This is a genomic window from Candidatus Saccharibacteria bacterium, assembly GCA_016700015.1.
Classification (GTDB): Bacteria; Patescibacteriota; Saccharimonadia; order Saccharimonadales; family Saccharimonadaceae; genus Saccharimonas.
Window position 1 is genome coordinate 910154 of sequence record CP064995.1, and the last position, 23673, is coordinate 933826.

A 23673-nucleotide genomic window follows, 5' to 3' on the forward strand; every position below is an offset into this window, starting at 1 on the left:
CTATGCATAAGCTAAAAGCAAGAGCTGTAGCGCTCTTGGCACGAGTTGATTGGAAAAAGTACGGTACATACATTGGGCTCAGCACTGTTGCTGTGTTGTTGTTGGTGCAGCTATTCTACCCAACTGATCGGCTACTTCCATTTACGCGCATCGACAGTGTTGCGGTTGGTGGTATGACGAAGGCCGAAGCGACGGCCAAAATAAACAGTGCCTACAAACAATACAAAGCTGACATTTATATGGGCGTTGACACCAAGCCGTTTGTGTCGCCCAAGCTCGCCGATATCGATGTTGTTGTTGACAACACGGCGCGCATAAAAGCACTCGACTACCCGTTTATTGTCCGGCTTATACCCACCTCGCTATTTTGGGCGGGCGCTAAGCAATCGGTGGTGCCGGCGCCAGTTTTTGGTAGTAAATTTGAAGTGTTTGTCGACGCATCGCTCATGAAAGAATGCACCAAGCAGCCGGTAAACGCGACACTGAAGGCTACCGGCGAGTCGCTCGATGTTGTTCCGGCGGTACCTGGCGGGCAGTGTGACCGGACCGATGTACTAACAGCGCTTAAGAAAATGCAGCCTAAAGTTGGCACAGCGACTGTGGTAAAAGTAGGCCAGAAAGTTATTCAGCCAGCAATTACTGACGTGGCCGCCCAGGCACTGGCCAAGGCGCTCAACGTCCGCTTGGCGCGCGGTATCCAGCTACAAGTGGGCGATAGTCAACAGACACTACCTGCTGGCGATGTGATGAGCTGGCTTGATTTTATAGTAGACGGTACCGAGCTCGCGCCAACAGTGAACACCGACCGTGCCGGTGCTTATTTGTCGAGCAATATCGCGCCAAAAGTTGCGGTGAAGCCAGGCGTATCATATATTACCACCGTCGATTTCACCGAAACATCTCGGGTGAACGGTACGAACGGTCAGGCACTCGATAGTGTAAAAACGGCCAAATCGATCGAGGCGGTGGTAGATGGCAGCGCACAGACGGCGATTGCGCTCACCACTATGGTGCCGCCGACTGAACAATACACACGCAGTTATAGCCCGACCGATGCTGGGTTATCGGCTCTACTTGCAAACTATGCCAAAGACCACTCGGGCACATTTGGCATTTCGCTGGTCGAACTCGACGGCAAAAAACGTCGCGCCAGTAGTGACGGCGACAAGAAGTTTGTGACTGCGAGCACCTATAAATTGTTTGTTGCCTATAGTGTGCTGAAGCGAATCGATGAAGGCACGCGTAGCTGGGACACCGATGGCGCGTGCTTTAACAAAATGATTAGCAACAGCGACAATGCTTGCGCCGAAAGTTTGCAAACGTCGCTCGGCGGCGGATCGATCAGCAAAGGCGCGTCGCTTATTACCAAAGACATTAAAGCTATTGGCCTAAGCAATAGCAACTTCACCGAAGCAGGCGGGCCGTTTACCACAGCGAACGACTTAGCGCTGCTGCTCGGCATGTTGCAGAGCGGGCAAAATTTTAGCCCGACCAATCGCGAGCGACTGATCAATGCCATGCTGGCCAATGTGTACCGCAAGGGCATTCCGGCTGGCGCTAGCGGCAGTGTGGCCGACAAAGTGGGCTTCATGGACGGCCTACTGCACGACGCGGCTATTGTATATAGCCCCAGTGGCACCTACGTGCTGGTAGTTATGACTAGCGGTAGTAGCTGGGCAACCATCGCGGATCTTGCGAGCCAAATCGACACGCTTCGAGCTAAATAGAATACTACTATTGACAAAAGCACAAATAGTAGTATTTTTAAGATTAGTTAGCTAAGAAATTACTGAAGGAGTGTTTCACACGATGGCAACGCTATTACCTATAAAAGAAAGAACTACCAATACGCGGGAAGAGCAGCTCATTTCCCATAAGCACGAGCTCGAGATTACCGATGATTCGGCGCGATGGTTGGAGCTTGCTGAGCGCTACGAGGTGCCCGTAGAAGAGGTTGCGCTTATTGATTTCAATCGCAGCGGAGTGGCACTGCCAAACGGTGAAGTACCCGTGAATTTTCGGGTGCGTTTTAAGGGAATATTGATGGATGGAGCGGGTGGCTCATCGTGGTATGCGTTGCCGGTTCGCAGTGAAGGCGATACAAATTTTGTGGCAATTGACGATGGGTTACAGTTCGGAGGGCGACCAATTGGTACTATCGAAAGCCTCATGCTCGATACGTGCGAAGCATCGTATCAAAGGGGTCCGCACCTGCTCAATCTCAATAGCCGTAGCCGCAGTAACTGTGGTGGTTGTCGGGCATGTGTGCACAATTATAAGAATCTTTACGATGAAACTGTTATTCGTGACCAAGACCAACTAATGACCGAGGCTGATTTAGAGGCATTTTTCGATGCAAAAACAGCAGATGGACTTGATGTTGCTGCATTGCAACAAATCGCGGTAGTAACTGGACTATTTGGCAGTGAACAGGCGGTCGTAGACCACATGAAACTAGTAGCCCACGTTGCGGCTAAGCGCGGGTTTGCGGGCGAGTTAATGTATTTTGGCTGCGAAGTTAATTCAGAAGCGGCGCTTGAAGAGCTCGCCGGTCTTGGCAACTTCGCTCTCGTATACGCTATCGACAACTTTACTCATCGTGACAGGTTGCTCACCAAAACAAAATCACTCATCACCCTTGAAGATGCGCGCCGAACACTTGAACTCGCGAAGTCGAAGGGCATCGCCACCAACTTTGCGTATATTGCTGGCCTTGACCCAATCGAGGACATGACTGCTGGTTTTACGTATCTTCGCGATTCTCTCACGCGCTTTCCTATCGTCAACGTGTACCAGGTGCAGACTACCAGCCAGGTAAAGGCCATGGATCCTGCGGCAAAGGGCCTCGAGTACTACGTGCAAGCTCGTAAAGCGATCGAGTCAGCTATGCAAGGAAGCGATTTACTACCAGTACGCTGGGAAAATTACCGTCCATTGTGGTACAACTGGTATGATGGTGAACCACTTGCTACAAAACCGTATGGAGACTAAATGCTCACTCTTCACGCGAGCGATTCAAGCGCTGTAGCGCTATTTCAGCGCACGCATGCTCAGCTGGCAACACTATTGCCGGAAGCAATTTCAATTGAACATGTGGGCAGCACTGCGGTGCCTGGCTTAGCTGGCAAAGGCATTGTGGATATTGTCATTGGACTGGCCGACGAGCAAAGGTTGAATGATGCGGCGGCTATACTAACACGGCACGGTTACTATGCTGCACGTGACGCAGCCAAGCGCACTGACCGCGTATTTATGGCATCTCGGCAGGAAGAAACTGGTCCCGGAGATATTCATCTTCACCTGGTGTTGCAACCAAGCACAACCTACGATGGTTTTATTGCGCTTCGTGATTATTTATGTGAGCATCCGCAAATAGCCGCAGATTACTATGAAGCCAAACAGCGCTTCGCCAAACAATCAGCATACGACCGCGAAACGTACAAAACGCTCAAGGGTGAATATGTATCGGAATTACTAAAAAAAGCGCTTGAATGGCGCAAAAGACCTAGTAACGGGCACTAGGTGTATACGGGTGTTTACACCGAAAGGTATATAAGCTAAAATAACACCTGTATCTGCGCGCTTTATGCGCGCAGAAGCACCTGGTAAATATATTCCGGCATAGCTCAGTGGTAGAGCGGATCGCTGTCGAAGTTGGCAGCCCGCGCAAGCGATTGTGCGGTGACAATGGGGTGAATTGCGGGAAACCTGCGGTCGCGAGACTATGGTAATCCGCAGCCAAGCCGAAGTTGGGTTAAAAGACTTCGGAAGGTTCAGAGACTAGGACATGAGCCCAACAATACGTGTCCATTAGCGCCCCACATCCCACGTGGATGATGAGATAGTCCGTTTCAGTGCGAAAGCAATGAGTAAAAGTAACGATTAGGTCGCTGGTTCGAGCCCAGCTGCCGGAGCCAAGCTGAGCAGGCAAATACCCTGACCGGTTCTCATGACCGACAGGAGGATTTACCTCTTCAGCTAGTCAGTGATGATGAAGATCATCAAAACAACACCAAACCGAAAGAACCGTCCAAAAGGGCGGTTTTTGCGTATTTACCTCTGACATTTAGTCCTAAACCCGACTAGTTCCCTGTATGGCTGTTAAGTAGCGAAATACCCGACTGGTTCCCATGACCGGAACGTTCTGACCTCGAGAATAACGCGCTCAGAAGGTGATTTTTATGCTATTATTGAAGGGTCTAGATTTAAACAACAAGCTGGTCCATTTGCGGACTGTTCGTGCTTATAAACGGGCAGCCACAAATAATCAGCCGAGCGCGAGCTTTGTTGTTTAGGTCTAGACAGCCAGTGGCTGTCCTTTTATTTATCGACAGCCATACGGAGAAAAGTATGGCAATAATAGTATCTCAGAACAACCAAAACGCACGACGTATCGAAGAATCGGGGTTCAACCTTGAGGATAATCTTCAGGAGTACGTTATTAATAACCCCGAGATTATTCCTATATACGATATTGACGCAGATGCGCGACTCTTTGTTGCAGCGCGTGAGTTTGGGACACAGAGTGGCCCTATTGATGCACTTGGCTTTGATGCAAGAGGCAACATCTACATTATTGAAACGAAGCTATTCAAAAACCCAGATAAAAGGACGGTTGTTGCACAAGCGCTCGATTACGGTGCTTCAATGTGGAGACACGCAACCGACTTTGATGCATTCATCGCTCAACTTGATGCTCACACACAGAAGCAGTTCGAAGCTACATTCAAAGATAAGTATCAGGCATTCTTTTCACTAGATGACGCATCGGATAATTTGCTTACAATCAAAGACAATCTTGCCGAAGGTAATATCAAATTTGTTGTCCTAATGGATTCGCTTGATGAACGTCTCAAAGATCTTATCATCTACGTGAATCAGAACAGTAAGTTTGATATTTACGCAGTAGATTTTGAATACTACAAACATGATCAATTCGAGATAGTCATCCCGAAACTATATGGTACAGAAGTGAAGAAGACGGTTGCGAATAAGTCCGCAATACGCAGACAGTGGAATGAAGCGGAGTTCTTCAGGGTCGTTGATACCGACAGGACTCTTGTAAGCGAAGCGCAGAGCGAGGTTGTTCATAAGTTGTGGGATTGGGCGAAAGCGCAGGGCGCACAATTCAGCTGGGGAACAGCATCAATTTACGGCACGTTCAACCCATTATTTCCGGAGCTTTTCAATCGTTCTTTTGTAACTGTTTCGCTTGATGGCTATATCCGCATTAACTACGGACATCTCGATCAATATCCTGAGGCACGTCGACATTTGCGTGATGTGCTTGCAAAACACCTCGTGGGGCAACCTCTTGATTCAGTAACATTGCTATCTGACGAAGAGCTGACGCACAAATTCCCAAGTATTTCTGCCGCGGGGATGCCGCGATATGTTGATATGATCACTGCCGCCTTTGACGAATTTATGGAGTGGGCAAGGAGCAATCGTGGAGATCAATAAAGTTGCGCTACGCGCATTTTACGAAACACATAAAGACAACTACTATACTCGACGTGATTCGAATGACGTCGGGTTATGGGACGAACAGTACAAGTGGGCTATATTGCCATCACTCAACGCACAGCTTGCAGACTTTAGCGACATTAGTCGAGCAAATGTCGCGAATTTTATCTCGATTATTAATAGCAACTCAAACAAAAGTAATTTCACTCACTGGATTGACATGGACGACCTTACGTCACTTGCGGAATTACCTTACGGTAACCAGATACTAGATATTGTCTGGAGCACAAAGCCTAGTAATGTAAGTGAAGCAATTGATACAGCCAACAATATATCGAACTCATTCGCTCCCCACAAGAAGTTCAGCCCATCAACGTGGGGCTATATTCTTGCCGCAAAAGACTGCTCGTCATTTGCCGTTTATCGGGAAGTCATAATGAAGAGACTTGTCGATATTAACCAACCGGCAAAGGCGAAGGGTCTGACTCAGGGCGAAAAGTACGAACTACTTAATGCATCAGCTAGGTTTCTCGGCGAGCTGATGTCTAGCGATAATGGTGATGCATCGTATCGGTATCAGGCGCTTAATGGGCAAGACTTTCTGTGGGTCACTTTGACCTACGCTACTTAAACGACTTTTAGTGTACCGTTCTTGATGGCAATCTTGTCATGAATGCCGCCCGCGAACGCAGTCTTTTCTGTCTCAGTCCCATCACGAAGCACGTAGCGCGAGTATTCGACAAGTGGTGAAGCAAGTGTGACCTCGACACCATGCTGTGTTAGCACGCTGCGAGATATCATGTGATGTTTTTCGATTTTCCCTTGTAGCTTAGCACTAACATGAAGGCTTCGAGGATGTTTAACGATGAAATCCTCAAGCAGTTCACAGACGACGTCCTGGTTGAGGTATTTTTCGGTGCATTTCGTATTTATCTTACGAGTGCAGTTGTAATATACGAAGCGTTTGTATGCACCTGTTTTCTTGATGAGTTTTATTTTTTCCTGTGCAGTCATTTCCGACCCGCACTGCCCACATTTTAGTAGTCCTCGAAAGGCGAATGTTTTTGTGCCCCATTGACCACAATATGTTCCTCGCGATTGTTGCACCTCATCCCACAACTCCTTTGTGACGAGTGGCTTGTGCGCTCCGTCGTACCAAGGGTTGTCCGGACCTTCTGGGTACTGAAACCTGCCGTAGTAGAAGGGGTTAATGAGCATGGCGAGTATGCTACTGAGCGGTACCGACTTTCCGGTGCGGGTCGTAATATTTTGCGAGTCTAACCATACTTTCAATTTCCGCCCGCTCCAGCCCTGTGCTGCTTTATGGAACATCTCTGTGATGATTTCAGCACGTTCAGGGTCGGGGATGATGTCGGCAACTCCCCCGAATGATCTGTTGATATACCCGAGCGGTGCTGTGCCCGGTCGCCACCCCATTTCGCATTTCGTCCGTATGCCTCGTTTCACGTTTATACTTTTATTATCGTTCTCTAGCTTGGCCTGCGAGCAAAGAATCATGAGCAAAAACTTTTCATTTGGACTATTCGTGAAGGTTTGTGAGTAGGTGCGGATGTGAAGCAGCTTGTGCTGATCCATGAGATCAACAATTGAGCCAAGGTCACCAGCGTTGCGGCTTAGTCGATCTGGTGCCCATGTAAGAATTGCGTTATATTTCTCACTTTCTATTTCTGCGAGCATCTCATTATATAGTGGTCGCTGTCCGGAGTCTTTCGCTGAGTGGCTTTCATGTTTTTCGCATACTACGTTTAGGCCTTCTGCTTCTGCGAGTGCACGCATTTCGTTAATTTGAGAATCGATTGACATTGCCTGTCGCTCGTCGCTCTCTGAGCTTTTTCGAGCGTACAGACAATAGGTGAGTTGGTTGTTCTTTTCCATTGCAAGGTACAAGGTACCGCGTAACAGAGGTAAAGTCTAGTATAACGTGATACAATAGGAGGCATCTATGAGTTTATATGCAGTATCGGGAAATTCAGCCAAACGGGTTAAACCGCTTATCGATCGCAATGGCAAAAAGATCGTAGAGCGTGATATTCAGAATATATTTGAGGCCAGTCTCGATGAGATTTTGAACGTTACGTTTCTTGCAAGTGAATACTCAACGAGTTTCGGCGGTCGGATGGACACAATTGGAATCGACAACGAAGGTAATCCGTGCATTATTGAGTACAAAAAGGGTCACAATGAGAGTGTTATTAACCAGGGCCTGTCATATTTACGCTGGTTACTTGATCATAAGGATAGCTTCGAAAAACTCTGTGGTTCAAAAGGCGTAACAAGAGCGATCCAGTGGGATTCTCCTCGGGTAATATGCGTAGCTGAAAGCTATAACAAGTTCGACACCGATACTGCCGACCTGCTGCCAATTAACATCGAGCTCTATCGCTATAAGCTGTATGAAAGCGGCTTGCTAACAGTGGATACGGAGAACTATCAAAAGGTCAAGATTCATAACGTTGCGAGGGTTATGAATGGTGACAAAAAGAAGCCTGAGAAGTTGCAGGAAATATATTCACTCGAAAGCCACTTGGCGCTCGCAAATGATGCAACGAAGGAACTATTTGAAGAGCTGCGTGAGCGTATACTTTCTATCGATAAGGACATCTCCGAAGAGCCAAAGAAGCTTTATGTTGCGTACAAAACGACACGCAACTTTGTCGATATTGTTTTCAAGAAGACAAAGCTTAAGATAGCGCTTAATATAAAGTCGGGGACGATAGATGACCCGGAGGGTCTTGCTCGCGACCTTGAGTCGCCAGTGCACGTTGGTCACTGGGGCAACGGCGATTACGAAATTGAAGTTAGCTCCATGAGTGAGCTTGACTATGCTATGAAACTCATCCAGCAGAGTTACGATATCAATCAATAACTCGCTTAGGCGCCGCCGCTATTTGTTCGAGAATGTGCCTGAAGCTGTCAATGTTCTCGCCACCCACATGCCATTCGCGTATCCTGACAACATCTAACCCATCTTTCTCGCAGTATTTTCTGCCATCTTTGTAGTTATAAATTGTGGCAATACCAAACGGCGTTACAACCACCCATTCCGCATCAGTCTTGTGATCGCTAGGGTTATGTATCGGCTTGCCGTATAGCGCAACCAATTGTTCGTATCCGGCCAGTAGGCTACCCTGATAGCTTGTGCCTTCTCGCTTCTTCAACATATCTTTTATTGTGCTCATTTCGTGTCCTTTCTCTTGTAACGTAACAAGGTACCGCGAGGGGTGGGTAAAGTCTAGTTACCTTGCGCCTCATCTCGATGTACCCTTGTTCGATATTCTTGTTTTTGTTCGGCTATCTTTTCCTTAGCACCTGGAAACGCTCGATAAAATTCTTCTGTGTATACTCTGCCAAAAGCTTCAATATCAATCGGCGCATCCGGATTATACATCCCAGCATCTATTTTCGCCGCCTCAAGCTCTTGGCGGATACGGAGCCTCTCAATCATCATGTCCAGTGCCTGGATGTCCGTACTGAAATACATTGAATCTACGCCGACAGGAAGATGTGTCATACGGCCTACGCCACGTCTGTCAAAGTATTCGCTCTCTACCCGGTTCGATGCATACTTCTGACTGTTGTGTCGTAAATAAAATTCAATTGATCTTGGAACGCCATTGCGAGCATTCTCTATCAGTTTGGATTCCACATAGTCATTCATCGTATCTTGCCCGATTTCCTGCGCGTCGCGTACGGCATCACGAAAAGTCGTGTCGCTCTCCATCCACCGGTAAAGTGTGCTACGAGCAATGCCGATTGTTTTGCAGGCGCGCAGCATATTCGGATTTTCCTCAAGCAGCTTGAGGAGCTGTTTCTTAATTGCTTTCGATATCCTCATGGGCTGCACCTTGTGATATCAATTGTCGCTTCAAGCCGGTTTCGTTTTCCCAGCGCTTCATGATCACCTCTGCGTAGGTCGGCACCTTTTCCATGATGAAACACCTACGATTCAGTTTGGTCGACGCAATGAGCGTACTACCGGAGCCACCGAACGGCTCAATCACAAGCGCATTGCGTTTCGTCAGTACCTTGATGTAGGGGATGAGTATGTCAATTGGCTTTGTGCCAAATATCACGCCCTGGCCTGAATGTTTTTCGTCGCTGGCGTTGAACTCAATGAAGTCAGTCGGCATATATCGTTGTCCCTTTTCATAACCCTCCCACTGCGGCTTGCCTGATATGGCAAACAAGGCTGTTTCGTACAACTCTTGTAGTGGACCTTCCTCTTCATCGGTGTTGTATTTTACATCACCCGAACCACCAACCATAGCGATATCGTGCTTACTAAAGAACTTGTACTTTGCACTAAATCCCTGATGTCGGTTTGGCAGGTGCCAGACAATCATATTCTTAACCTTCCAGTGCTTTTCCATCTCTTCCCATATGATGCGCAGATTCTTCCAGTTCTCGTAGCAGATGATGGAGAAGTCCACTTGTGAATGTCTGGCAACATTGTCCATCCATAGCTCGGTGAAATTATCGGGTAGGCTTTCTGTTTCGAGGTATATCCTGTCTTGTTTTGACCCGAAGCCTTTGACTGGCTTGCCGCCGCGCTTTGCATGAAGATAATCAAGGATATAAGGAGGATCTGTCATGCACATGTCGGCCTTTTCGTCTCCCATGAGCTTTTGAAAATCCTCCACAACAGTTGAATCTCCGCACATAAGCCGCGAATCACCCAGCTGATAAATATCACCCTTTTGAACAGATACTGTTTTTATATCAAGTTTTTTCAACTCTTTCTTTAGGTCAAAAGAGTTTTTCTCGTCCATATCTTCTATGTCAAAGATTTTGTCGATCTCTTCGGAATCAAATCCGATATCAGCAAGGAGGCTCTCGTCGAACTCTTTTAGCAGGTCATAATCCCAGTTGCCGCCAGTACGATTGAGGCGCACACTTAAGTCACGCTCCTTCGCCTCATCGAGAGATATGTAGACAATTGGCACTTCGTTGAAGCCGAGGTTCTGCATGGCCTGTAGGCGCATATTGCCTCCAATGACAACGTTTTGTCTCTGACTGTAAGCATTGACGATGAGTGGATCCACAACGCCATACTTCTCAATGCTTTCGCAGAGCTTCTGCATCTGCTCGTCGCTCCACTTACGAGGGTTATACTCGCTTGGCTTCAACTCGCTTATTTTGAGTTGCCGAATCTGCAACTTTCCACTAATAGTAGCCATGGGGGCACTATTCCTTTCTTTTGTGCCCAAACAAAAGGCACAACGTTAGATTGATAAAAGTAAATGAATAACGAAAAATCCACACTGTGGTTAGTTAGGATTTTCGCCTCCTTTTTATGCAATCTTGGTTGTGCCTAAGATTTTCAATAATTCATTTAAGGTTCACTTACGATAGGTAAGCAATACCAGTATAGCAGGCAGTATTTGACAATGCAACATATTTATTTGGTAAAAAGTAGTATAAAGGGGACAATAACGGTAGATAGTGGTTGCTGCTGTGCGTGAGTTATCTCAAGAACTAAGGTATAATATACGTAGTTACTATGAACAAAAGCACGCTGACTGAAGCAGAGATACGCACACGCTACATTACACCCGCCATTCTGGCCGCCGGCTGGCCATTAGACGCTGTCCGAGAAGAGTTTGTTTACTTCACGAAAGGACGCATTGAGGTTCGCGGCAAATTATCCGTAAGGAAAGATGCAAAACGCGTTGACTATCTACTCATGCGCAACGATGGCACAAACACACCCCTGGCAGTTGTAGAGGCTAAAGACAATAAACACGGCGTTGGTGACGGCATGCAGCAAGCAGTCGAATACGCTGAGTCACTTGACGTACCTTTTGTGTTTACATGTAATGGAGATTCCTTTTTGATGCGCGATCGGACGGGGCTGTTGACGTCTGCAGAAAAGGAGATTGCCCTAAATAACTTTCCATCACCGGCGCACCTAGATAGTCTGTATAAACAGTGGAGGGGAATAGAGAGGGCCGATGTCCAAGTCCTGAGCTCACCGTATTACGAAGATGGCAGTGGAAAACAGCCGCGCTATTATCAAAGGGTTGCCATTAATCGTACAATTGAGGCGATCGCAAAGGATCAAAAACGGATACTCCTCGTTATGGCCACAGGGACTGGCAAGACCTACACGGCAGCACAGATTATTTGGAGATACTGGAAGGCACCATCTCAAAGTAGCAAGCAGAAACGAATTCTATTTCTTGCCGACCGCAACATTCTCGTAGATCAGACTAAGACAAACGATTTTAAACACTTTGGATCGGCCATGACAAAAATTACTGGTCGTAACATCGAGAAGGAGTATGAGATTTACCTAAGTCTCTATCAGGCCATTTCTGGTAGTGACGAGGCGAGGAACGCATATAAGGAATTTTCCCCAGATTTTTTTGATCTCATCGTTGTAGATGAATGTCACAGAGGCAGTTCGAAAGAGGACAGCAGCTGGCAAGAAATCTTACGCTATTTCAACAGTGCTACACAGGTGGGGCTTACTGCTACGCCAATTGAAACCAAAGAAGCCAGCAACACACATTACTTTGGCGAACCGATATACACGTATTCACTGAAGAACGGCATCGACGACGGATTTCTCGCGCCATACAAGGTTATTCGTGTTGCAACCGACGTTGATACATTTGGGTATCGTCCTGAAGAAGGCGAAGTCGACGATGAAGGTAACGAAATTGAGGATAGGGAATATTCCACGAAGGACTTTGATCGCAGGATTATCCTGCCTCAACGCGACCAAGAGGTGGCTAGGTATTTAACTAAATTTCTAGAAAAAACAGATCCATATGCGAAAACTATCGTATTTGCCCGTACGATCAATCATGCGGAACGCCTACGCAGAGCACTCGTTAACATCAATGCTGAAAAAGTACGTGAAAGCAGCAGATACATTATGCGCATTACGGGAGACGATGAGCTTGGTAAGGCACAGCTTGATAATTTTATTGATCCTGAGTCACGTTATCCTGTCATTGCCATCACGAGCAAGCTCATGACGACGGGCGTCGACGCACAAACATGTAAGGTTATTGTTCTTGATAGCAATATCGAAAGCATGACAGAGTTCAAGCAAATCATTGGGCGTGGTACTCGCGTCCGCGAAGATTATGGAAAAACCTACTTCACCATTTTAGACTTTCGTAATGTCACTAAGCTTTTTGCTGACCCGGACTTTGACGGTGACCCCGTAAAAGTATACGAACCTAAAAATGAGGAAGAGTTCAATGACACGATTGACGCTATAGATGAGTCAGTCGATGAAGCTACATCAGGCAGCGATGATGCCGCCATAGATAGCTTTGTAGATGGGGCTATTTACTACCCAGATCCCAAGGATGGTAGAAGTGACCGACCAGTTGTCCATACTATAAGCAGTCAGAAGGTTACTATTATCGGTGACAGTGTACGTATTATGGACACAGACGGGAAGCTTATAACAGAGAGCCTAACTGACTATACGCGTAAAAACATTCTCGGCGAATATGCAACTCTTGATGAGTTTTTACAGAAATGGTCATCGGCAAAGCAGAAATACTTTATTCTAGACGAGATGGCCGAAAAAGATATTCCAATCTATGAGCTAGCAGACGCTTACGGCAAAGATGCTGACATGTTTGACGTTGTCACGAGTATTGCGTATGGACAAAAGCCGCTAGGGCGTAAGACTCGAGCCGAGAAGGTTCGTCACAGCAGGTTTATTAATCAGTACCAAGGTAAAGCTCGTGAAGTGCTGGAAGCACTTGTAGATAAGTACGAATCGACGAACTTAAAAGCAATTGAGGAGCGGGAAATCCTCAAGGTGCAGCCGCTTGACTCTTTCGGAACACCAATCGAGATTGCTAACTTGTTTGGAGGCATTGATGGTTATGAAGAGGCGGTCGGTAGACTCGCAGGTGAATTATATGAGGTAGCAATCTAATGTTAGGCGCAGGATTCATTAAAAGTATTCAAAACGAAATGCGTAAAGATAATGGTGTCGACGGTGATGCCCAGCGCTTGAGTCAGCTTGTGTGGCTTATTTTCTTAAAGATTATGGATGATAATGAGCAGCAAAAAGAGCTACTCGACAAAAAATATGTAGCCGCAGTTCCAGAGAGATATCGGTGGAAAAATTGGGCTGCTTCTCCCGATGGTCTTACTGGCGATCGTTTGCTTGAATTCATCAACAGAGAGCTGTTTTCAGATCTGAAAAATATTGAGATTAAACAGGACAATCGCCGAACCGCTGTTGTGCGTGAAGTATTCGCTGAGTCTACAAACTTTATGAAAGACGGTACGCAGCTTCGCAAGGTCATTAATATTATCAATGGCATAAACTTCAACTCTTCCGATGATCGACACTCATTTGGGGATATCTACGAGACGCTGCTTGCAAGCCTTCAGTCCGCAGGTAACGCAGGAGAATTCTACACCCCAAGGGCGGTTACAAAATTTATTATTGATCGTATCAACCCAAAGCTTGGCGAAAAGGTGCTCGACCCAGCTGCTGGTACTGGGGGGTTCCTGACGGGTGCAATTGACCATATTCGCAAAGAGGTTGAAACTCCAGAAGATGATGAGCTTTTACAGAAATCTATCTACGGGGTGGAGTGGAAACAGCTACCGTACTCGCTCCTGATTACTAATATGATCTTTCACGGTATTGAAGAACCTGACAACATTCGTCATGACGACACTTTGTCTAGACCATACATTTCATATGGTCCAGAAGATTATGTTGATTGTATTGCGGCTAACCCTCCATTTGGTGGCGTAGTAAAAGACGGTACTGAGCATAACTTTCCTTCAAGTTTTCGCACCAAGGAAACTGCAGACCTATTCCTGATTTTGTTCATTCGCTTGCTGAAGCAAGGTGGTCGTGCAGGTATTGTTTTGCCAGATGGTTTTTTATTTGGTGAAGGTGCTAAAACTCGTATTAAGCAGCATCTACTCGAGGAGTGCAACCTCCACACAATTATTCGTTTGCCCGGTAGTGTGTTTGCTCCATATACATCTATAGCAACTAACTTATTATTCTTTACAAAGGGCGAGCCAACGAAAGAGATTTGGTATTATGAGCATCGGCTACCTGAAGGAGTAAAGGCGTACAACAAAACCAAGCCTATTCGTCTCGAAGAATTTGACCCTATCAAGGAATGGTGGGACAACCGCACTGACAGCGACGTCGCCTGGAAGGTTAGTGTCGATGAGATTAAAAAGCGTGATTACAATCTCGATATTAAGAATCCAAATGTTGTCGAAGTCGATGAGCTGAACCCAGAAGAGGTGCTCGAGAGCTATCGGGCGAAGCAAGCAGAAGTTAAAAATATCCTGGAACAGATTAAGGTAGAGTTAACTGAGGCGCTGTCGCATCATGACAAGTAGTGTTAAGGATTTGAGGGTACTCGTCGATAATCTCGATGAGTATATTCGCATACCTGGTGGCGTAGATCGTCTTAAGAAGATGATACTGCATCTCGCCGTATCGGGTCAGCTTGTACCCCAGGATGCAGGCGAAGGTACTGGCGAGCAGCTATATGAACAGATTCGCGAAGTCTATAAGCCGAAAAAATCACTGCCAGAAGTTGACGTCGCTCCATTTACTATACCGATGAGCTGGCGATGGACTAGGCTAGGTGATCTGTTTGATATAACATCTAGTAGGCGTGTTATGCAGGCTGATTGGAAGAGTTCTGGAATCCCGTTTTTACGGGCTCGTGATTTAGCTAATGCCGTAAAGACTGGCCGTATTGAGGCAGAAGTATTTGTTAGTGAAGAGTATTATGGCGAGGTAGCTAAGAGTAGTGGCGTACCTGTTCCTGGAGATATAATGGTTAGTGGCGTTGGTACTATCGGTATACCATATATAGTCAAGATTAGTGATAGGTTCTACTTCAAAGACGCGACTATACTTTGGTTTCGAAATCCAGCAAAAGTCCTTGCTGATTTTGTTGAAATTGTTTTTCATGCTGAGTTCATGAAGAATGTCATCATTAGTCAATCACAAGGCACGACAGTAAGTACTTACACAATTGCTGATGCGCGGCTTAATATGATGCCGTTGCCCCCACTCGCTGAGCAGGAGCGGATCATAGAGAAGAGAGATGTCCTCTTTGCTTTGATAGACGATTTGTCAAAAAAATATGCCGAAGAAGAGGCGCGACGCAAAAAACTAATAGGTAGCTTGTTGGGGGCATTTTCGGATAAAAATAACAGCAAAGCACTGGAACTATTATCAGAGCTGGTCCGATCTAAGGAGGATATATGGTGGCTGAGAAACTTCATTCTACATCAGGCTGTTTCTGGTAGGCTTACACAATCAGATCCAAGCTCTGAAGGTGTGCAAGTGCTATATGAAAGAGCACTTTTGGAACGTGCCAAGGTGCAATCGGGTAGCCACAAGCCACTACCGATCATCGAGAAACATGAAGGTGACTACGAGTTGCCAGATACCTGGCGTTGGGCTCGTCTTGGTGAGGTTACCAACTATGGGAAAACAGAAAAACGTAAGCCGGTAGATATTTCGGAGGAAACCTGGCTATTGGAACTTGAAGATATAGAGAAGAATTCTTCAAAGTTAATTTCAAAAGTCACGGCAAACGAAAGAAACCCTTCAAGCGACAAAAATATATTTCGTAAGGGCGATGTATTATATGGAAAACTGCGTCCGTATTTGGACAAGGTTATTGTGGCGGATACTGATGGCGTGTGTTCAAGTGAAATACTTCCAATTAGGGCCTATGGTGATTCTATCCACCCCGAATATCTACTACTCGTAATGAAGTCTCCAAACTTTGTAGCGACAGTTAACGAGATGACGTACGGTGTAAAGATGCCGAGACTGGGCACTGAAGACGGTCGAAAGATGCTGATTCCACTTGCACCTTACGCAGAGCAGCTAGAGATAGTTGAGAGAACAAAACGACTACTTAGCCTGGTTGCTATGCTTGAGTCTGTATTTGACTCTCCTTGTATACCTATAGAAAGAGTATTAGTGAAAGACAATAGGTGGTGGTTTGCCCTTAAACAGGGCATTGGATCTGTGTTAGACAAACTTTCTAAAACACAGTACGAGCGTGGCGAGATGGTCATTGCAAAGTACATGTATCTCCTACAAGAAGTTTATAAAGTACCTTTCGGACTTCAGTTTGTTAAGCATCAGTTTGGACCATATGATCCTGATATCAAGAAGGCTATTTTAGGTAGTTCGTTCAATAAAGATAAGTTCTTCACGGTTAAAGGGTCGGGTGTGAAGCAGGTCTATAGTTTGGGCATGAAAAGCGATACACTTATGAAATACTCCTCAGATATCCTCACATCTGCACAGTCGTCACTAGATGAGTTGATGCAATATACTGCGAATGCGAAAAGCCGCGACATTGAGCGACTTGCAACGGTCTGTAAAATCATTCAAGATAGCCAGTCAAATGATGAGCGGGTTGTGATAAATGAGATGAAAGCCTGGAAGAATGATAAATTCCCACCAGAAGAGGTAAGAAAGACTTTAGCCTTTGTTCATCAAAAAGGGTGGGATTCCAAGTTAATAAGAGGATCTTCGGTTTAACAATGGCACACGTAGCCCTTATTGACATGACGGCCGTCGAAGCACGAAAAGTCCTGTTGAAAAATGATAGCTATATTAACTTTGATTTACCAAATTATTTTAACTTTAGTCCTTTGTTGAACGCGATATCTACTAAGATGACTGGTAGTGTTTGGCAGGAGTTTCAAGGTATCGTCATTGACGATGACGGAAAGCCAAAGACAGCAAAAGATGGTAGTGAGATTCGAAAGAATCCGGGCTATCAATTTGGCGTTAATCATAGAATTGTTGTTAACAAAAACTCCAATCTATCATGGAGACCGCTTGAACTGACACATCCTGTCCTTTACGTTGCTTTGGCGCATTTATTTACCGACGAAGAAAACTGGAAGCTACTCACAGAGCGGTTCAAAAGTTTCAAGAGAGATACGATTGAAGTTGCCAGTATCCCCCCGGTAAATCATTTGATAAGAAATCAAATAAGGCAGAACAGATCAGGAAGTGGTGGGAGAAGAGCGAACAGCGTAGCGTCGAACTTGGACTAGAGTATAGCTATATTAGCGAGACAGACATATCGGACTGCTATAGCTCAATGTATACGCATTCGGTTGCCTGGGCTATACATGGCCGCGATGAAGCCTTTGAGCAACAGCGCAATAAAGAACTGCTTGGAAATAAAATCGATGACATTTTGATGGCTATGCACCATCGGCAAACCAATGGTATTCCGCAGGGAAGTGCGATGTACGACTTTATTGCCGAGCTAGTACTGGGCTATGTTGATACATTGCTAGTTGACGCAATAAGCAAGGAAAGCATTGAAGAGTATCGGATCATTCGATTTAGGGATGATTATAAGATTTTCACCAAAAATCCAACAGACGGAAAGAAGATCCTTCGAGTTATTAGCGATACGCTTATAGACTTCGGTCTTAGGCTAAATGCGACGAAGACTGTCTTTGGCCGAAGTCTCATTGATGCATCGTTCAAGGCAGATAAGCTTGACGGGCTTTTCGTTCCCAAGATCGAAAACAACTACGCGAAACACCTGATGCAAATCCATCAATTTTCTGAGAAATATCCAAATTCTGGTCAAGTTTCTAGGATGCTCAACATTCTCCACGATGATATGTATGCACGGTTAGGGGGTGGGTTAAAGAAGGACCTGAAGGATTACGAGAAGCCAAAAGTTATGATCAGCATTCTTGTTGATATGTGTGCTAAAAATCCAAGATTCTACAATATCATCGCCGCCATGATTAGTCTTCTTCTTTCGCAGCTGTCTGATGAAGACAAGGTTGCGACGGCACGTATTGTTCATGATCGGCTTCGAGCATTGCCAAACACGGGGCTACTGGATCTATGGTTGCAACGAGCTGTGTACAAATACGACCAAACTTTGTCATTTGGTGAACCGCTAGCACAAGTCCCAATACTGCATGACGGAAAGCCTGTTGGGATATGGAACAACGAGTGGCTCAACCAAGAGGCGATAGATCTAATAATGTCAGCAACGGTTGTAGATGTAGACCTCTACGCGAATAACTCTGCAGTTACGACCCGTGGTGAAGTCGATGAATTTAGGGATATACCGAGTTAACTATGATTTCAAAATCCGACTACATGCTCTTCCTCAAACATCCAGCCTGGCTCTGGGTGAAGAAGCACGATCCTGGCAGGATTCCACCTGTAGATGATGCAACGCAGGCGATGTTTGATGCCGGTCATGCATTTGAGCCGTACGTTGAGTCTCTTTTTCCCGAAGGTGTGACGCTTGGTTTCGGTGACTACGATGAATATCTATCATTACCGGTCCGCACTCGGCAGGCGCTCGAATCGGGGGCGCGGATTTTGTTTCAGCCTCGATTTGAATGGAAAGACTTTACTTGTATATCAGATATCGTGTCGGTTGTAGAGGGCAACACTGTTGACCTATACGAAATTAAATCGAGTACAAAAGTAAAACCCGAGCATCTGTATGATCTGGCATTTCAGAAGGTAGTGCTAGAAGGCAATGGGTTATCAGTTCGCAATACATCGGTAATACATGTCAATAATCAGTATGTACGGCGTGGTGAAGTTAATCCACGCGAGCTTACGGCTTTTGAAGACGTGACCGGTAAAGTAAATGAAATTGCCGCCAAGACACCCGGCTATATGCAAGTGGCGGCACAGGTGGTGCAGTCGACGACAATGCCCGACCCGAATCCAAATCTCACGAAGCTAGGAGCAAAGGCAGAGTGGCTGCAAATTTACGAAAATATCTTCCCGCCTGAGCCGAAAGTATGGCCAGAAGATACCGCACCGACGATTGATAAACAGGCTATCGCTGGTTTCTTGAACGACTTAACATACCCACTATACTTCCTCGATTACGAAACAATGTCTGGAATTATTCCGCATTTTGATGGCCAGCGCCCGTACCAACAGGTTCCCATGCAGTATTCATTGCATATTTTGCAAACACCAGATGGCGAACTCGAGCATCGCGAATTTCTACACCGCGATAATTCTGATCCAGCACGTCCGCTTGTCGAGCAACTAGTGGGCGACGTCGGTACGGAGGGTTCAGTTATTGTATGGTTCGAAGGCTTTGAAAAATCGCGTAACGCCGAACTGGGTGAGATGTTTCCGGAGTATAGAGTGGCTATGGCAGCACTCAACGATCGAGTGGTCGATTTGATTATTCCGTTTAAAAAGAAATGGTACGACGATCCTCGGTTTGAGGGGAGTGCGAGTATCAAAAAAGTGCTGCCCGTACTGTGTCCTGAGCTGTCATACAAAACCTTGGGCATTCAGGAAGGTGGTTCCGCTCAGCGATTGTGGATGGAGGCGGTACTAGATGGCACCCGCGAAGCAGAGAAGGAAAAGATACTCGCTGATTTACTGGAGTATTGCGGGTTGGATACGTTGGCGATGGTCGAGATATATCGGAGATTACGTGAACAATGAGAGTAGCATGCCCTAGCTGTGGTTCGACAAACACGTGTCGCATTCAGTATGGCATGCCTGATTTCACCGAGAAGCTTGAGCGAGATGTTGAAGCCGGAAAAGTTCACTTAGGCGGGTGTGTCGTATTAGGAGGTGACCCGAATCGTTACTGTAACAACTGCGAAATAGACTTCGATACCAATGCTACAAGTATTTATCTCGACATCGACGGCGTGCTACTCGCAAATGAAAAAACCGCCGCTAATTATGCCAATGAATTCATTCAGACTGTTTTAGATCGGTATCCGTATACGACTTACTGGCTCACCACCCACTGCTGGAGGGGCGAGAATAACGCTAAGGAAGTTCTGAGCCCTTATCTGAGACCAGACATACTCCCACTACTCGATAAGATAAAGCCGACCGAGTGGGGAGAAGAAAAGACTGACGCTATAGACTTCAGTAAGCCGTTTAAATGGTTTGATGACGACCTGTACGAAAAGGAGCTAGCGGTGCTTGCGGAAAATAATGCACTTGAGAGCTGGGTAGAGATTGATTTATCTAAGGATCCTGACCAGCTCGCGCAGAGTATCTGTGACCTACAGAACGAGGCGTGGGCAAAATGAAGAAACGAATCACGGATGACTACCTTGCGATTATCGACGGAGAGCCAAGTTTGCGCCAAGACCTATGGTTTTATATTCAGGTAGGTAAGATCGTAGGTCAGGTCAACTCGATCGAGATGTACATAAATGGCGTCATCGCGAGTTACTACAGTAGGCAGGATATTGATTCCCAAGAAAGGTTGAAGAGGGATATCGTCCAACCTATGACGCTTGACACTAAAATAGGTCTCGTGAAAAAGATAGCTATAAATCTCAGGCTTGGATTCTCGCGTCAGAATAAAAGTGATTTGTACAGATGGAAGGACATCAGGAACGTTGTAGCCCATGGAGTTCCTTTGCATGTATCTAGGCCGGACGACCCGATCGAACTCGTGTTGGTGTATAACAATGACTTCTATGACGTAGGTGTGCTCACTGAGGAGTTCTACGAAAGGCAGAATAGATTAACGAGCTACCTGACCTCCATCCAGGAGTCTATAGAAGATTAATCTTAGATAGGCGAAAAGTTCACTTATCGTTTCTGGGGTGGCAAAATGGATCAATGTATGAAATGCCGTGCTCCTTCGTGAATATGTCAGCGATATATCACTATATGTTATTGCGCGGAGGTTGAGCACGTTGTAATTGATAGCTTACGACTCTATAATGAGCTTATGAGCAAGGGAAGCCCAGAGGATAAACGAAAACACCTGGAGATGATCCAGGCTGTTATATCGCGTATGGGCTCGAATTCATTTCTATTTAAGGGGTGGTCAATAACCATTATCGCCGCAGTTTCTGCGTTCGCAGGCAAGGAGAGCGACCACACTTTGATGCTCATTCCTGTCGTTTCAACACTTTTATTTTGGGCTATTGATGCTTATTATCTTATGAATGAAAGGGCATTTCGTAAGTTATACGAGAAAGTAGCGGCGACCGACCCAAGTGACATAGACTTCGCCATGACTCCCGCAAAAGAATATATCGGTTTCAAAAACTGGCTGAAGACGCTAAAGACCACGATTCTTAGTCTATTTTACGGTGTCGTGCTCATGTTATTGATATTCTTAATCTTCGCAATAAATAACATAAGCTTGGAGGTGTTGATACACTATGGTGCGTAAGGTATTTTTTAGTTTTCACTACAAACCAGATAATTGGCGTGCAGCACAGGTACGCAGTATCGGCGTAGTCGAAGGTAATAACCCTGTTTCTGATAACGACTGGGAGGACATCGCAGATGGTGGTGACGATGCAATTGAAAAATGGATAAACGACCAGATGTCTGGAAAAAGCTGCGCAGTAGTCTTGGTTGGGTCAAACACCGCTAATAGAAAATGGATAGACCATGAAATCAAGAAAGCTTGGAATGACGGCAAGGGAGTCGTCGGGGTGTATATCCATAACCTTAAGAATAGTGCGGGCGATCAGTCGACAAAAGGCGCAAATCCATTCTCCGGTTTTAATATAGATGGCGTCGCCCTAGACTCGATTGTTAAGGCTTACGATCCGCCCTATACGACGAGCACTAACGTCTATGACCATATCAAAAACAACATCGAAGATTGGGTTGAAGAGGCGATAGAGATCAGGGGCAGGTACTAGACGTTCCAAGTGCGATTGTCTCGACCTGTAGGTTGGGATTATCTTTCCGTAGTATCATATATGGTCCGCCCGGTATCTTTCGTCCAATAATTTTACCTTCTCGTATCTGTTTTCGAATCGTGTGTACACTTACACCTAATTTCATTGCGAGGGTGGTGTCTGGTATAGATTTCTTGTGCCGCCAGTCGCCACAAAGCGACCCAGGTATCTTGCGTTTATTCACTGCATCCTGGCAATTCCTACATTTAAAGCCCCATTTATCAAACCATCCGTCCGTTTTATCCCATACACTCATGCCGCACAGCCCACAATCTCGACCTTCACCTGCCATAGCGAATCCATTAGGTTCGTCTTTGAGTCGTGCAAAACGAGCCTTTTCCTTCTGGTCAATTTGTATCAAAATGTCCATAAAATCAACCAATCTTTGCCGCTCTTCCTCCGTGAATTCGTGCGGTTTTTGTTCCACTTTTGCCATATTACTACCTTCCTTTTTCGCCTTATGAGACACTTTTGATTCTATACTTTTTGTGTCCCATTTGTAGCGTACAACCCCCGTAAACGAGTTCGCGACAGGTATGGGGAGCCAGGCATAAGCACTTTGCGCGAGCAAGGTGTTTTTGTTTTGCAAGGGATGCCCTATACTTCCTTATATGATTGAAGCGCGCGCATTTAAGATAGATATTGACTCTATAAGGTCCTTCCTCATCCATGACGGTGCCGTGCTAAAAGGAAAGTATGAAATCATTGATACGATATATGCCAAAAAAGATGCGTCGGTCAGTCTCGGCGATGAATTTCTTCGACTTCGAGTAATGCCAAAAAATATTTGGGATGAGAAAGACGTGATAGTGTCAATTAAGCAAACGACACCGCGTAATATTGGTAAGGTGTCTGCGATTCCCGCCAGAGTGGAATTTGATAGCGAGGAAGATGCGGTAAAGTATGTTAATGATATCCATCTTAGCGAATATCAAAAGGACTTCACTTTCTCACGGGTGGGGTGGCAGTATCTTCTGTCAAAAGGTGATGTTGTTGATCTTGAGATTATCGCGCCAGACTATACGAGCGTGGAGATAAAGTCCGATACGGATGATGGTATAGCAAAACTTGCAAAACAACTTGGAATCGATAGCGCATCATTTATAAGGGGGCCATCGGTTGTCGAAATAAAGAAGCTTTTGTTTTCTTGATTGTTGCAAGCTGCATCTGCTAGTGGGAGCCAAAAATAATAATCACTGAAGAGGTGATTTTTATTTTTGGCCAAATTTTTGATGAGTATCTATTTGAATTATGCAACTTATTTAATCCGTTCAGGGACTATCCTTTCAAGTTCCCGAACGCTTCGTAGCATGTTCAGGACTTCAAGCTATACGAAAACAAGGTGTTTTGTCGTAGGATACTTCGAAAACTAGGACTTGAGCCGGTATTTCTACATGCAGACATTAGTAAAATTTTCAGTTAATTAGTGGCGATGCAAGGAAATTATCTGTGGAATGAATCACATACTCCACTGGGTATGATAAGACAGCCATGCTT

At 45.7% G+C, this 23673-nt stretch carries 22 protein-coding genes; 17 read left to right on the forward strand and 5 right to left on the reverse strand.

Annotated elements, in window-relative coordinates; all coding sequences use genetic code 11:
* The first annotated feature begins 2 nt into the window (after positions 1–2).
* From IPM09_04975 to IPM09_04995, 5 genes are all read left to right on the forward strand, one after another.
* Positions 3–1727 carry a serine hydrolase gene (locus IPM09_04975; protein QQS21832.1) on the forward strand — a complete coding sequence of 575 codons (1725 nt, stop codon included), beginning with the start codon at positions 3–5 and terminating at the stop codon, positions 1725–1727.
* A gap of 82 nt (positions 1728–1809) precedes the next feature.
* Complete coding sequence (locus IPM09_04980) at positions 1810–2991, forward strand: hypothetical protein (protein QQS21833.1); 1182 nt, start codon at positions 1810–1812, stop codon at positions 2989–2991.
* On the forward strand, positions 2992–3522 hold the full coding sequence (locus IPM09_04985) for a GrpB family protein (GenBank protein QQS21834.1): 531 nt from the start codon (positions 2992–2994) through the stop codon (positions 3520–3522).
* A gap of 828 nt (positions 3523–4350) precedes the next feature.
* A complete protein-coding gene (locus IPM09_04990; protein QQS21835.1) occupies positions 4351–5463 on the forward strand; it encodes a hypothetical protein in 1113 nt (370 codons plus the stop codon).
* Positions 5450–6097 carry a hypothetical protein gene (locus tag IPM09_04995; GenBank protein ID QQS21836.1) on the forward strand — a complete coding sequence of 216 codons (648 nt, stop codon included), beginning with the start codon at positions 5450–5452 and terminating at the stop codon, positions 6095–6097. Before IPM09_04990 ends, IPM09_04995 begins: the two co-directional genes overlap by 14 nt.
* Here IPM09_04995 and IPM09_05000 read toward each other — a convergent pair.
* On the reverse strand, positions 6094–7362 hold the full coding sequence (locus tag IPM09_05000; GenBank protein ID QQS21837.1) for a recombinase family protein: 1269 nt from the start codon (positions 7360–7362) through the stop codon (positions 6094–6096). The genes IPM09_04995 and IPM09_05000 overlap by 4 nt on opposite strands.
* Positions 7363–7429: 67 nt before the next feature.
* Between IPM09_05000 and IPM09_05005 the strand changes: the two genes are divergently transcribed.
* Complete coding sequence (locus IPM09_05005; protein ID QQS21838.1) at positions 7430–8353, forward strand: transporter; 924 nt, start codon at positions 7430–7432, stop codon at positions 8351–8353.
* Here IPM09_05005 and IPM09_05010 read toward each other — a convergent pair.
* The 3 genes from IPM09_05010 to IPM09_05020 are packed head-to-tail and all read right to left on the reverse strand — an operon-like array spanning position 8343 to position 10664.
* Positions 8343–8666 carry a hypothetical protein gene (locus IPM09_05010; GenBank protein ID QQS21839.1) on the reverse strand — a complete coding sequence of 108 codons (324 nt, stop codon included), beginning with the start codon at positions 8664–8666 and terminating at the stop codon, positions 8343–8345. The genes IPM09_05005 and IPM09_05010 overlap by 11 nt on opposite strands.
* Positions 8667–8719: 53 nt before the next feature.
* Positions 8720–9322: a hypothetical protein gene (locus tag IPM09_05015; GenBank protein QQS21840.1), complete on the reverse strand. Its 603-nt coding sequence runs from the start codon at positions 9320–9322 to the stop codon at positions 8720–8722.
* Positions 9300–10664, reverse strand: coding sequence for a DNA modification methylase (locus IPM09_05020; GenBank protein QQS21841.1), 1365 nt, complete (start codon positions 10662–10664; stop codon positions 9300–9302). Before IPM09_05020 ends, IPM09_05015 begins: the two co-directional genes overlap by 23 nt.
* A gap of 323 nt (positions 10665–10987) precedes the next feature.
* Here IPM09_05020 and IPM09_05025 point away from each other — a divergent pair, with 323 nt between their 5' ends.
* From IPM09_05025 to IPM09_05070, 10 genes are all read left to right on the forward strand, one after another.
* Positions 10988–13393: a DEAD/DEAH box helicase family protein gene (locus tag IPM09_05025; protein ID QQS21842.1), complete on the forward strand. Its 2406-nt coding sequence runs from the start codon at positions 10988–10990 to the stop codon at positions 13391–13393.
* Positions 13393–14838, forward strand: coding sequence for an SAM-dependent DNA methyltransferase (locus IPM09_05030; protein QQS21843.1), 1446 nt, complete (start codon positions 13393–13395; stop codon positions 14836–14838). The genes IPM09_05025 and IPM09_05030 overlap by 1 nt, the downstream gene beginning before the upstream one ends.
* Positions 14828–17017 carry a restriction endonuclease subunit S gene (locus IPM09_05035; GenBank protein ID QQS21844.1) on the forward strand — a complete coding sequence of 730 codons (2190 nt, stop codon included), beginning with the start codon at positions 14828–14830 and terminating at the stop codon, positions 17015–17017. Before IPM09_05030 ends, IPM09_05035 begins: the two co-directional genes overlap by 11 nt.
* A 2-nt stretch (positions 17018–17019) precedes the next feature.
* On the forward strand, positions 17020–17541 hold the full coding sequence (locus tag IPM09_05040) for a hypothetical protein (protein QQS21845.1): 522 nt from the start codon (positions 17020–17022) through the stop codon (positions 17539–17541).
* A complete protein-coding gene (locus IPM09_05045; protein ID QQS22477.1) occupies positions 17490–18596 on the forward strand; it encodes an RNA-directed DNA polymerase in 1107 nt (368 codons plus the stop codon). Before IPM09_05040 ends, IPM09_05045 begins: the two co-directional genes overlap by 52 nt.
* A gap of 2 nt (positions 18597–18598) precedes the next feature.
* Positions 18599–19948 (forward strand): DUF2779 domain-containing protein, encoded by a 1350-nt coding sequence (locus IPM09_05050; GenBank protein QQS21846.1) that lies wholly within the window; start codon positions 18599–18601, stop codon positions 19946–19948.
* Positions 19945–20553 (forward strand): hypothetical protein, encoded by a 609-nt coding sequence (locus IPM09_05055; protein QQS21847.1) that lies wholly within the window; start codon positions 19945–19947, stop codon positions 20551–20553. Before IPM09_05050 ends, IPM09_05055 begins: the two co-directional genes overlap by 4 nt.
* Complete coding sequence (locus IPM09_05060; GenBank protein QQS21848.1) at positions 20550–21041, forward strand: hypothetical protein; 492 nt, start codon at positions 20550–20552, stop codon at positions 21039–21041. Before IPM09_05055 ends, IPM09_05060 begins: the two co-directional genes overlap by 4 nt.
* Positions 21042–21206: 165 nt before the next feature.
* Positions 21207–21656: a hypothetical protein gene (locus IPM09_05065; protein QQS21849.1), complete on the forward strand. Its 450-nt coding sequence runs from the start codon at positions 21207–21209 to the stop codon at positions 21654–21656.
* Positions 21646–22137 (forward strand): TIR domain-containing protein, encoded by a 492-nt coding sequence (locus tag IPM09_05070; GenBank protein ID QQS21850.1) that lies wholly within the window; start codon positions 21646–21648, stop codon positions 22135–22137. The genes IPM09_05065 and IPM09_05070 overlap by 11 nt, the downstream gene beginning before the upstream one ends.
* Here the strand turns inward: IPM09_05070 and IPM09_05075 are convergent.
* On the reverse strand, positions 22121–22612 hold the full coding sequence (locus tag IPM09_05075; GenBank protein QQS21851.1) for a helix-turn-helix domain-containing protein: 492 nt from the start codon (positions 22610–22612) through the stop codon (positions 22121–22123). The genes IPM09_05070 and IPM09_05075 overlap by 17 nt on opposite strands.
* A 175-nt stretch (positions 22613–22787) precedes the next feature.
* Between IPM09_05075 and IPM09_05080 the strand changes: the two genes are divergently transcribed.
* A complete protein-coding gene (locus IPM09_05080; GenBank protein QQS21852.1) occupies positions 22788–23327 on the forward strand; it encodes a hypothetical protein in 540 nt (179 codons plus the stop codon).
* Positions 23328–23673 lie beyond the last annotated feature (346 nt).

Bases quoted from the DNA above. Each gene is read 5' to 3' on its own strand.
- IPM09_04980 (QQS21833.1), top strand. From the start codon at position 1,810: ATGGCAACGCTATTACCTATAAAAGAAAGAACTACCAATACGCGGGAA.
- IPM09_05010 (QQS21839.1), bottom strand. From the start codon at position 8,666: ATGAGCACAATAAAAGATATGTTGAAGAAGCGAGAAGGCACAAGCTAT.
- IPM09_05015 (QQS21840.1), bottom strand. From the start codon at position 9,322: ATGAGGATATCGAAAGCAATTAAGAAACAGCTCCTCAAGCTGCTTGAG.
- IPM09_05030 (QQS21843.1), top strand. From the start codon at position 13,393: ATGTTAGGCGCAGGATTCATTAAAAGTATTCAAAACGAAATGCGTAAA.
- IPM09_05075 (QQS21851.1), bottom strand. From the start codon at position 22,612: ATGGCAAAAGTGGAACAAAAACCGCACGAATTCACGGAGGAAGAGCGG.
- IPM09_05080 (QQS21852.1), top strand. From the start codon at position 22,788: ATGATTGAAGCGCGCGCATTTAAGATAGATATTGACTCTATAAGGTCC.
- IPM09_04975 (QQS21832.1), top strand. From the start codon at position 3: ATGCATAAGCTAAAAGCAAGAGCTGTAGCGCTCTTGGCACGAGTTGAT.
- IPM09_05065 (QQS21849.1), top strand. From the start codon at position 21,207: ATGAGCAAGGGAAGCCCAGAGGATAAACGAAAACACCTGGAGATGATC.
- IPM09_05070 (QQS21850.1), top strand. From the start codon at position 21,646: ATGGTGCGTAAGGTATTTTTTAGTTTTCACTACAAACCAGATAATTGG.
- IPM09_05040 (QQS21845.1), top strand. From the start codon at position 17,020: ATGGCACACGTAGCCCTTATTGACATGACGGCCGTCGAAGCACGAAAA.
- IPM09_05035 (QQS21844.1), top strand. From the start codon at position 14,828: ATGACAAGTAGTGTTAAGGATTTGAGGGTACTCGTCGATAATCTCGAT.
- IPM09_05050 (QQS21846.1), top strand. From the start codon at position 18,599: ATGATTTCAAAATCCGACTACATGCTCTTCCTCAAACATCCAGCCTGG.
- IPM09_04985 (QQS21834.1), top strand. From the start codon at position 2,992: ATGCTCACTCTTCACGCGAGCGATTCAAGCGCTGTAGCGCTATTTCAG.
- IPM09_05055 (QQS21847.1), top strand. From the start codon at position 19,945: ATGAGAGTAGCATGCCCTAGCTGTGGTTCGACAAACACGTGTCGCATT.
- IPM09_04990 (QQS21835.1), top strand. From the start codon at position 4,351: ATGGCAATAATAGTATCTCAGAACAACCAAAACGCACGACGTATCGAA.
- IPM09_05025 (QQS21842.1), top strand. From the start codon at position 10,988: ATGAACAAAAGCACGCTGACTGAAGCAGAGATACGCACACGCTACATT.
- IPM09_05005 (QQS21838.1), top strand. From the start codon at position 7,430: ATGAGTTTATATGCAGTATCGGGAAATTCAGCCAAACGGGTTAAACCG.
- IPM09_05060 (QQS21848.1), top strand. From the start codon at position 20,550: ATGAAGAAACGAATCACGGATGACTACCTTGCGATTATCGACGGAGAG.
- IPM09_05020 (QQS21841.1), bottom strand. From the start codon at position 10,664: ATGGCTACTATTAGTGGAAAGTTGCAGATTCGGCAACTCAAAATAAGC.
- IPM09_05000 (QQS21837.1), bottom strand. From the start codon at position 7,362: ATGGAAAAGAACAACCAACTCACCTATTGTCTGTACGCTCGAAAAAGC.